At 73.8% G+C, this 10,925-nt stretch carries 5 protein-coding genes; all 5 read left to right on the top strand.

Features of this window, described 5'->3' with window-relative positions:
* The first annotated feature begins 64 nt into the window (after window positions 1–64).
* The 5 genes from ACF1CT_RS02705 to nudC all read left to right on the top strand — a co-directional run bounded on the left by ACF1CT_RS02705 (window position 65) and on the right by nudC (window position 10,893).
* Window positions 65–436: an MGMT family protein gene (locus ACF1CT_RS02705; protein WP_391782171.1), complete on the top strand. Its 372-nt coding sequence runs from the start codon at window positions 65–67 to the stop codon at window positions 434–436.
* Window positions 437–986: 550 nt separating this feature from the next.
* A complete protein-coding gene (locus ACF1CT_RS02700) occupies window positions 987–4,493 on the top strand; it encodes an ATP-dependent helicase (RefSeq protein ID WP_391781916.1) in 3,507 nt (1,168 codons plus the stop codon).
* A 170-nt stretch (window positions 4,494–4,663) separates the two neighbouring features.
* Window positions 4,664–8,497 carry an ATP-dependent helicase gene (locus ACF1CT_RS02695; RefSeq protein WP_391781915.1) on the top strand — a complete coding sequence of 1,278 codons (3,834 nt, stop codon included), beginning with the start codon at window positions 4,664–4,666 and terminating at the stop codon, window positions 8,495–8,497.
* Window positions 8,498–8,507: 10 nt separating this feature from the next.
* A complete protein-coding gene (locus tag ACF1CT_RS02690; RefSeq protein WP_391781914.1) occupies window positions 8,508–9,902 on the top strand; it encodes a dipeptidase in 1,395 nt (464 codons plus the stop codon).
* Between the two features lie 43 nt (window positions 9,903–9,945).
* On the top strand, window positions 9,946–10,893 hold the full coding sequence (gene nudC, locus ACF1CT_RS02685; protein WP_391781913.1) for an NAD(+) diphosphatase: 948 nt from the start codon (window positions 9,946–9,948) through the stop codon (window positions 10,891–10,893).
* Window positions 10,894–10,925 lie beyond the last annotated feature (32 nt).

Raw genomic sequence — 10,925 nt, 5'->3', positions numbered from 1 at the left:
TGCGAACAGCGCCGGAACGCGCGGTGCCGGGACGACCAGCGGCGGGACGAGCGGCGGCGGGACGGTGGACGCGCTGCCGGAGTACGCGGAGCGGGTCCTCGACGTCGCCGACCTGATCCCGCCCGGTCGTATCATGACGTACGGAGACGTCGCGGAGTGGCTGGGCGACGGCGGCCCGCGTCAGGTGGGCCGGGTCATGGCGCTGTACGGGGCCGCCGTTCCGTGGTGGCGCGTGGTGCGCGCCGACGGCGCGCTGCTGCCGGGCCACGAACTGCGGGCGCTGGACCACTACCGGGCCGAGAGCACCCCGCTGCGCGAGGCATCGCGCGGCGCCCAGGGCCATCTGCCGCGCCTCGACATGAGGCGGGCGCGGTGGGACGGGGTCATCGGCGAGGCCGGCGCGGACCGGGACGCGGGCGGAGGTGCTCACACCTGACAGCTTCCGCCATCCGGAGGCGCGGTGGGCGGAGCCGGGCCCGTACGACGTGCCCGAGATCCGGTAAGGGACCCGCGCCGAGGTCCGAAAGCACCGGGGGCGCGCGGGATGTTCCCCCGCGTACGACGGCGCGCGTGATGTGCGACACGGTGGGGCGGACGAGCCGGTGGGCACCGCCGCCCCGGCCGACGCACCCGACGGCGCGGCCGGCCCCGCGTACGACGGGCCGCCCGGGACGGTACGCGACACCCCTCGGTACGCGGGCCGTGCGGACCAGCACACGGAACGTGACGGGAAGCGGGGCATCGAACGTGACGCGTCACGCAGCGGACTCGCCCCGCGCCGCGCCCTCGCTGGCGTAGCGTCGTCAGTTCGCGGCACGCACCGCACCTCTCTCACCCGTACACCCGTCCACCGCACCGCAATCTCGCTCGTACACCGCAGCCTCACCCGCACACCCACCCTCACCCGTACATCCACCCTCACCCGCACACCCAGTTCTCCCGTACACCCAGCCTCACCCGCACACCCACCAGGACCGGCGATCCACGTGAGTTCCTCCACCACCCGGCACAGTCCGCACCGTCAGGCACGGTCGCGGACCGCGGGCGCGTACCGGTTGGTGCGTACGCCGCCGGGCTCCGTGGACCCCCCTCTCCTGGACGCGGCCCAGCGCGCCGTGGTTGAGCATCCCGGCGGCCCGCTCCTGGTGCTCGCCGGGCCCGGCACCGGCAAGACGACCACGCTCGTCGAGGCGGTCGCGGCACGGGTGGCACGCGGCGCCGACCCGGCCCGCATCCTGGTCCTCACCTTCAGCCGCAAGGCCGCCGTGGAACTGCGCGACCGGATGGCCACCCGGCTCGGCGCCGCCCGCGGACCGCAGGCCACCACGTTCCACTCCTTCTGCTACGCACTGGTCCGCGCCCACCAGGACGCCGACCTCTTCGCCGAACCGATGCGGCTGCTCTCCGGACCGGAGCAGGACGTCACGGTCCGCGAGCTGCTCGCCGGCCAGCTCGAACTGGAACGGGACGGCTTCCCCCACATCCGCTGGCCCGACGAACTGCGTGCCTGCCTGACCACACGTGGTTTCGCCGACGAGGTGCGGGCGGTGCTCGCCCGGAGCCGCGAGCTGGGCCTCGGCCCGGACGCCCTGGCGGCCTTCGCCCGCCGCACCGGCCGGCCGGACTGGGGCGCCGCGGCCGGGTTCCTCGCCGAGTACCTGGACGTGCTGGACGCGCAGGGGGTGCTGGACTACGCGGAACTGGTCCACCGGGCGGTTCTGCTCGCGGAGCGCCCCGAGGTGTCGGCGGAGCTGGCAGGACAGTACGACGCGGTGTTCGTGGACGAGTACCAGGACACCGACCCGGCCCAGGTGCGGCTGCTGCACGCACTGGCCGGCAACCGGGGGACCGCCCCGGGCGGTGGGGGCGGCGGCCGGGACCTCATCGCCTTCGGCGACCCGGATCAGTCGATCTACGCGTTCCGGGGCGCCGACGTGAACGGCATCCTCGACTTCCCCGAGACGTTCCGCCGGGCGGACGGCGCCCCGGCCCCGGTCGGCGTCCTCACCACCTCGCGCCGTTCCGGCGGGCGGTTGCTGGCCGCCACCCGGCTGCTCACCCGCCGCATGCCCCTGAACCGGCTGCCCGGGGCGAAGGTACGCGCCCACCGGGAGCTCGCCGCGGTCCGGGAGGGCGGCGGCGTGGAGGTGTACACCTATCCGACCCCCTCCGCCGAACTCGACAACATCGCCGACCTGCTGCGCCGGGCGCATCTGGAGGACGGCGTCCCGTGGAACGAGATGGCGGTGCTGGTGCGCGCCGGGGGGCGCACGATTCCTTCCGTGCGCCGCGCCCTGACCTCGGCGGGGGTTCCCCTGGAGATCGACGGTGACGACCTCCCGCTGCGCCACGAACCGGCGGTGGCACCGCTCCTGGCGGCCCTCCGCGCGGTCGCCACGGCGGCCCTGCGCCGGGGCACGCCGGTGGTGGGATCGTCGACCCCGGACGCTCCGGTGGTGGGATCGTCGACCCCGGACGCTCCGGTGGTGGGATCGCCGACCCCGGACGTCCCGGAGGCGGGACCCGCGGGTTCGGGAACAGTGGAGGCGGGGTTCGAGGACTCGGAAACAGCGGAGGCGGGGTTCGAAGGGCCGGGGGCGGAAGCGGAGGGCATCACCTCCTGGCTGGACACCGAAACCGCCCTGGCCCTCCTCACCTCCCCCCTCGGTTCCATGGACGCCGCGGACCTGCGACGGCTCGGACGCGCCCTGCGCGACGAGGAACGGGCCGCGGGGAACCGGGTGCCGCCCCCCTCCGGCGACCTGCTGGCCCGCGCACTCGCCGAGCCGGAACGGCTCGTCACGCACGACCCGGCGTACGCCCGTGGCGCCCAGCGTCTCGGTGCGCTCCTGCGCACGGCGCGCGAGACCCTCGAAGGGGGCGGCACCGCGGAGGAGGCGCTGTGGGCGCTGTGGGCCGGCACCCCCTGGCCGGGACGGCTGGAACGTGCAGCGCTGCGCGGGGGAGCGGCCGGTCGCAACGCCGACCGCGACCTCGACGCCGTGTGCGCACTCTTCGACACCGCGGCCCGCGCCGAGGAACGCACGGGCGGGCGCGGCGCGCTCAACTTCCTGGAGGAGGTCGACGCCCAGGACATCGCCGCCGACACCCTCTCCCGGCGCGCGCTGCGCCCCGACGCCGTACGGCTGATGACCGCGCACCGGTCGAAGGGGCTGGAATGGCGCCTCGTCGTCGTCGCGGGTGTGCAGGAAGGACTCTGGCCGGACCTGCGCCGTCGTGGTTCGCTGCTCGAAGCGGACCGGATCGGCCACGACGGGCTGGCCGAGCCGCTCACCCCCGGCGCCCTGCTCGCCGAGGAGCGCCGTCTCTTCTACGTCGCGGCGACCCGAGCCCGCGAGCGCCTCGTCGTCACCGCGGTCAAGGCGCCCGCCGACGACGGTGACCAGCCGTCCCGCTTCCTCGCCGAACTCGGGGCCGAACCTCGCGACGTCACCGGCCGCCCGCGCCGCCCGCTCGCCGTCGCCGCGCTCGTCGCCGAACTCCGCGCCACCACGGTCGACCCCGAGGCGTCCGACGCCCTGCGCGAGGAGGCCGCCCACCGCCTCGCCCGGCTGGCCGCGCTCACCGACGACGAGGGGCAGCCGCTCGTGCCCGCGGCCCACCCCCAGCGCTGGTGGGGCCTGTACGAACCGACCCGTTCCGCCGTTCCGCTCCGCGACCGGGACATGCCCGTGACCCTCTCCGGCAGCGCCCTGGACCAGCTCGCCAACACCTGCGCGCTCCAGTGGTTCCTCGGCCGCGAGGTCAAGGCGGACGCCCCGGCGACCGCCGCCCAGGGCTTCGGCAATGTCGTCCACGTACTCGCCGACGAGGTGGCCTCCGGCCGCACCCCCGCCGACCTCGCCGTCCTGATGGAGCGGCTGGACTCGGTCTGGGACGGGCTCGCCTTCGACGCCCCCTGGAAGTCCCGGCAGGAGAAGGAACAGGCCCGGATCGCCCTCGAACGCTTCCTGCGCTGGCACGTCATGGACCGTGCGGGTCGCACGGCCGCCGCGACCGAGCACGACTTCGACGTGACGCTGGAGGCGGGGGAGTACCGGGTCCGCATCCGGGGCTCCATGGACCGGGTCGAGCAGGACGCCGAGGGCCGGGCGTACGTCGTCGACTTCAAGACCGGCAAGCAGTCCCCCACCACGGACGAGGTGGCCCACCACCCCCAGCTCGCCGTGTACCAGTTGGCGGTGCGGGAAGGGGCGGTCGACGAGGTCTTCGACGGGCGGCGCCCCGAACCGGGCGGCGCCGAACTCGTACAGCTGCGCCGACCCGCCCCCAAGAAGGAGGGCGGCGACGCCCTTCCCAAGGTGCAGGCGCAGGAACCGCTCTCCGGAGCGTGGGTGTCCGACCTGCTGGCCACGGCCGCCGGCCGGGTCCTGGACGAACGCTTCACCCCCACGACGGGCGGGCACTGCGGGCACTGCGCCTTCCGCGCCGCGTGCAGCGCCCGGCCGGAGGGCCGACACGTCCTGGAGTGACGTACGGGACACGGACCGGACCGGACCGTAAGCACCGGCCGGGCGGGGTCCCGCGGTCCCGGAATCCGGGGATCCGGGGGTGCGGGGGTCCGGGGACCCGGGAGCTCGGCGGGCCTCGGCGGACCTCGGCGGCTCCCACGTTGTCGGTCCGGGCGGTTAGCCTCGATCGGGTGTCCTCACCTCTCACCGATCCCGAGCAGCTGAAGGAGCTTCTCGGGATCCCGTTCACCCCGGAGCAGACTGCCTGCATCACGGCCCCGCCCGCTCCGCAGGTGATCGTCGCCGGAGCCGGATCGGGGAAGACCACGGTGATGGCAGCACGCGTGGTGTGGCTGGTGGGGACGGGGCAAGTGGCCCCCGAACAGGTTCTCGGCCTCACCTTCACCAACAAGGCGGCGGGCGAGCTCGCGGAGCGCGTCCGCAAGGCCCTGATCGCGGCCGGGGTCACCGACCCGGACACCATCGATCCGGACCACCCGCCGGGTGAGCCCAGCATCTCGACGTATCACGCCTTCGCCGGCCGGCTCCTCACCGAGCACGGGCTGCGCATCGGCCTGGAGCCCACCACCCGGCTCCTCGCCGACGCCACCCGCTACCAGCTCGCCGCCCGCGTGCTGCGCGAGGCCCCCGGCCCGTATCCGGCCCTGACCAGGTCGTTCCCCACACTGGTCAGCGATCTGCTGGCCCTCGACGCCGAGCTGGCCGAGCACCTCGTACGCCCCGAAACACTCGCGGAGTACGACACCGACCTGCTCCGCACGCTCGAATCGGCCCGGCTCAGCAACGCCGAACTGCGCAAGATACCCGAGACCTCCCGGGCCCGACGCGAACTGCTGGACCTGACCCGGCGCTACCGCGAGGCCAAGCGGAACCGCGACCTCCTTGACTTCGGTGACCAGATCGCCCTCTCCGCCGAGCTGGCGCTCACCCGGCCGGAGGTCGGCGCGATCCTGCGCGACGAGTTCCGGGTCGTGCTGCTCGACGAGTACCAGGACACCTCGGTCGCCCAGCGTCTCCTGCTGTCCGCCCTCTTCGGCCGCGGCCCCGAGTCCGCCACCGAGGAACACGGACCGAACGCGGATGGACCGGATGGACCGGGCGGCAGCGCTCCGACCGCTCCGACCAGGCCGTACGGGCCGACCGGACACGCGGTCACCGCCGTCGGCGACCCCTGCCAGGCGATCTACGGCTGGCGCGGAGCCTCCGTGGCCAACCTCGACGACTTCCCGTTCCACTTCCCGCACGCGGACGGCACGCCCGCCACCCGTTACTCCCTCAGCGAGAACCGCCGCAGCGGCGGCCGGCTCCTCCACCTCGCCAATGGCCTCGCCGCACCCCTGCGAGCCATGCACGAGGGCGTCGAGGCGCTGCGGCCCGCCCCGGGCGCCGAGCGGGACGGCACCGTCCGCTGCGCCCTGCTCCCTACCCACGCCGAGGAGATCGACTGGCTCGCCGACTCGATCGCCCATCTGGTGCGGACCGGCACGGAACCCGGCGGGGTCGCCGTCCTGTGCCGCACCGCGGGCGACTTCCCGGAGATCCAGGCCGCGCTGGTGGCCCGCGACATCCCGGTCGAGGTCGTCGGGCTGTCCGGGCTGCTGCACCTGCCCGAGGTCGCCGACCTGGTCGCGGTCTGCGAGGTGCTCCAGGACCCCGGCGCCAACGCCTCCCTGGTCCGGCTGCTCACCGGCCCGCGCTGGCGGATCGGCCCCCGGGACCTGGCCCTGCTCGGCCGCCGTGCCCGTCTCCTCGTGCACCGGGCGACCCACGCCGACGAGGACGACCACGACCCGGACCGGCGTCTGGCCGAGGCCGTCGAAGGCACCGACCCGGCCGAGGTGGTCTCGCTCGCCGACGCGTTGGACACCTTCCTCGAATCGGGCGGCGAGGCGGACGACGGGCTGCCGTTCTCCACCGGGGCCCGGGTCCGCTTCGCGCGCCTGGCGGCCGAACTGCGCGATCTGCGCCGCGCACTGGCCGACCCCCTGATGGACGTGCTGCACCGCGTCCTCGCCACCACCGGCCTGGAGGTCGAGCTCTCCGCGTCGCCCCACGCCCTGGCCGCACGCCGCCGTGAGACCCTCGCCAACTTCCTCGATGTGGCGGCCCGCTTCGCCACCGTCGACGGTGAGGCCACCCTCCTCGCCTTCCTGGGTTTCCTGCGCACCGCCGTCCAGTACGAGAAGGGCCTGGACAACGCCCTCCCCGGTGGCGAGAACACCGTCAAGGTCCTCACCGCCCACAAGTCCAAGGGCCTGGAATGGGACGTCGTCGCGGTGCCCGGTCTGGTCACCGGCCAGTTCCCCAGCACCCAGTCCCGCGATGCCTGGACGTCCCAGCCGCAGGTCCTCCCGCACGCACTGCGCGGGGACACGGTCACCCTCCCCGACCCCGACTCCTGGGACGCCAAGGGACTCAAAGGGTTCAAGGAGGCGATGAAGGAGCACCAGTACACCGAGGAGTTGCGCCTCGGATACGTCACCTTCACCAGGCCCCGAGGCCTGCTGCTCGGCTCCGGCCATTGGTGGGGGCCGACGCAGAAGAAGCCGCGCGGCCCGTCCGCCTTCCTGCACGCGCTGTACGAGCACTGCGCCGCCGGACACGGCGAGATCGAGGCATGGGCGGACGAACCGGCCGAGAGCGAGGAGAACCCGGCGCTCGCGGAACAGCAGGCCGATCAGGCATGGCCACTTCCGCTCGACGACACCGCGCTGGCCCGCCGCAGGGCCGCCGCGGACACGGTGACGGCACATCTGGAGGCCCTGGCCGCCGAGGGCGGCACGTCGAACGCGTACGTGTCCCCGCCCGTTCCTCCGGACCCGTACGACACCTCCGGGCCGTACGACACCTCCGGACCGTACGACGGCACCGGACCGTACGACGGCACCGGCGACGCGTTGTACGACGACGACCTGTTCCCCGAGGGGGCCGAGTTTTCCGACCAGGACCCGTTTTCCGACCAGGACCCGTTCCCGGACGACTACGCGTACCCGGGCGAGGCCGGGGACCGGGCCGGTGACGGCAACAGCAAGAGCGACAAGGACAGGGACAGGGACGAGGACAGGGACAGGAGGGACAGGGACGGGGACGGGGACAAGGACGGGAACGGCGACCGGAGCGGCCACGCGTCCCGGGCATCCGCAGTCGACCCGGACGAGCAGCCGACGCGTCCCCGGCCGACGCCCGTTCCCGCACCGCGGCCGTCGGCGCCCAGCGTTCCGTCGGCCCGGGCCCCGGAGCGTGCCGGGCACCCCCCGTCCCCCGAGCCCCCGTCCCCCGAGCGCCCGTCCCCCGAGCACCTGACCCCCGAGGAGGCCCGCACCCTGGCCTCCTGGGACCGCGACCTCGACGCCCTCACCGGCGAGCTGCGCCGCGCCCGCGCCACCGTGCGCGAGGTCCTCGTCCCCCCCGCGCTCTCCGCCACCCAGCTGCTGCGGCTTGCCGACGACCCCGACGGCTTCGCCCGGGAGCTGGCCCGCCCCATGCCGCGGCCCCCGCAGCCCGCCGCCCGACGCGGCACCCGTTTCCACGCCTGGGTGGAGTCGCGCTTCGAGGAGGTCCCGCTGCCCCTGCTCGGCCCGGACGAGTTGCCCGGCGGCGACGAGAACGACGCCGAGATCGCCGACGAGCGGGACCTCGCCGCGCTCAAGGAGGCGTTCGAGCGCACCCCCTACGCCCGCCGCACACCCCACCGGGTGGAGACGCCCTTCCAGATCGCCCTCGCGGGCCGCGTGATCAGGGGACGCATCGACGCCGTCTACCGCACCGGGGACGACACCTACGAGATCGTCGACTGGAAGACCGCCCGGACCCATACCGCCGACCCGCTCCAGCTCGCGGTCTACCGCCTGGCCTGGGCCGAACTGCACGGCCTGCCGCTCACCGCCGTCACCGCCACGTTCCTGTACGTGCGCAGCGGGGAGACCGTCCGTCCCACGCGCCTTCCGGGCCGGGCGGAGCTGGAGCGGATCCTGCTGGACGAGCCACCTCCCGCGGGCCGATAGGCTCGACTGCATGAGCGACACCCCGGACAGCGCCGTCCGTACGTACATCGAACAGCACCGCACAGCCTTCCTCGACGACCTCGCCGCCTGGCTGCGCATCCCGTCCGTGTCCGCTCAGCCGGAGCACGCCGGGGACGTACGGCGCAGTGCCGAGTGGCTGTCCGCCGAACTCGGGAGGACCGGCTTCCCCGTCACCGAGATCTGGGACACCCCCGGCGCCCCCGCGGTGTTCGCCGAATGGCCGTCCGGCGACCCGGACGCACCGACCGTCCTCGTCTACGGGCACCACGACGTGCAGCCCGCCGCCCGCGAGGACGGCTGGGGCACCGAACCCTTCGAGCCCGTGATCCGGGACGGTCGTCTGTACGGACGGGGCGCCGCCGACGACAAGGGACAGGTGTTCTTCCACACTCTCGGCGTCCGGGCCCACCTCGCCCTCACCGGCCGCACCGCCCCCGCCGTCAACCTCAAGCTACTGATCGAGGGCGAGGAGGAGTCCGGTTCGCCGCACTTCCGCGCGCTGGTCGAGGAGCGTGCCGACCGGCTCTCCGCCGATGCCGTGATCGTCTCCGACACGGGCATGTGGGACGAGACGACCCCCACGGTCTGCACCGGCATGCGTGGCCTCGCCGAGTGCGAGATCGAGCTGTACGGCCCCGAACAGGACATTCACTCCGGTTCGTTCGGCGGCGCGGTCCCCAACCCCGCGACCGCCGTCGCCCGGCTCGTCGCCGCGCTGCACGACGCGGACGGCCGGATCGCGATCCCCGGTTTCTACGACGGCGTGAGCGAACTCACCGATGTCGAGCGCGCGCTCTTCGCCGAGCTGCCCTTCGACGAGGAGACCTGGCTGCGCACCGCCAGGTCCCAGGTCGCGTCCGGCGAGGCCGGCTACTCCACGCTGGAGCGCGTCTGGGCCCGTCCCACCGCCGAGGTCAACGGCATCGGCGGCGGCTACCAGGGCGCCGGAAGCAAGACGATCATTCCCTCCTCGGCCCTGGTGAAGATCAGCTTCCGGCTGGTCGCGGGCCAGGACCCCGACCGGATCCAACAGACCGTCCAAGCCTGGGCCGAGGAGCGGATCCCGGCCGGGATCCGGCACCGGATCACCTTCTCCCCGGCCACCCGCCCCTGTCTCACCCCGCTGGACCACCCCGCGCTGCAAGCCGTCGCCCGGGCCATGGGGCGCGCCTTCGGCCGGAAGATTCTCTTCACCCGCGAGGGGGGCTCGGGACCCGCCGCCGACCTGCAGGACGTGCTCGGTGCCCCCGTCCTCTTCCTGGGCATCTCCGTACCCTCCGACGGCTGGCACGCCCCCAACGAGAAGGTCGAACTCGACCTGCTGTTCAAGGGCGTGGAGACGACCGCCCACCTCTGGGGCGAGCTGGCCGCCGCACTCCGCTGAATCCTCAGAACACCCGAACCATCCGGGGGAGTAGGAAGCACCTGTGAGCACCTTCGACAACGCCACCACGGACCGGCCCATCGGCCTCACGGCGCCCAGCGGCATCGACCGCGCGGCGCACCACCGCCTCGACGAGGCATGGCTGGCCGCCGCGTGGAGCCACCCGACCACGCGTGTGTTCGTCGTCTCCGGCGGACAGGTGCTGATCGACGACACCGCCGACGGCGGCACGGAGATCGTCATGACCCCGGCCTTCGAGGCCCCGCTCACCGAGACCCACCGCTACTTCCTGGGTACCGACGCGGACGGCGTCCGCTACTTCGCCCTCCAGAAGGACTCCCTGCCCGGCCGTATGGACCAGCCGGCCCGCCCGGCCGGACTGCGCGAGGCCGGTCTGCTGCTCGGCCCCCGCGACGCCGGTCTGCTGGTGCACGCGGTGGCCCTGGAGAACTGGCAGCGCCTGCACCGCTTCTGCTCGCGTTGCGGGGAGCGCACCGTCATCGCGGCGGCCGGCCACATCCGGCGCTGCCCGGTCTGCGGTGCCGAGCACTACCCGCGCACCGATCCGGCGGTCATCATGCTGGTGACGGACGACCACGACCGCGCCCTGCTGGGCCGCCAGGTGCACTGGCCCGAGGGCCGCTTCTCGACGCTCGCGGGCTTCGTCGAGCCCGGAGAGTCGATCGAGCAGTCCGTGGCCCGGGAGGTCTTCGAGGAAGCGGGCGTCACGATCGGCGAGGTCGAGTACGTCGCCAGCCAGCCCTGGCCGTTCCCGTCAAGTCTGATGCTCGGCTTCATGGCACGGGCGTCCTCCTCCGAGATCAACGTCGACGGCGAGGAGATCGAGGAGGCCCGTTGGTTCTCCCGCGAGGAACTGACGGCTGCCTTCGAGTCGGGTGAGGTCATGCCTCCGTACGGCATCTCGATCGCGGCCCGGCTGATCGAACTCTGGTACGGCAAGCCGCTTCCGAAGCCGGGCGGTAACGGCTGACCCCAAGGACAAGGAGCGTCCCTCGCCAGCGG

It is taken from the genome of Streptomyces sp. NPDC014734, from assembly GCF_043083325.1.
In the GTDB taxonomy this organism is placed as follows: domain Bacteria; phylum Actinomycetota; class Actinomycetes; order Streptomycetales; family Streptomycetaceae; genus Streptomyces.
This window is presented reverse-complemented; position numbering and strand designations above follow the sequence as displayed.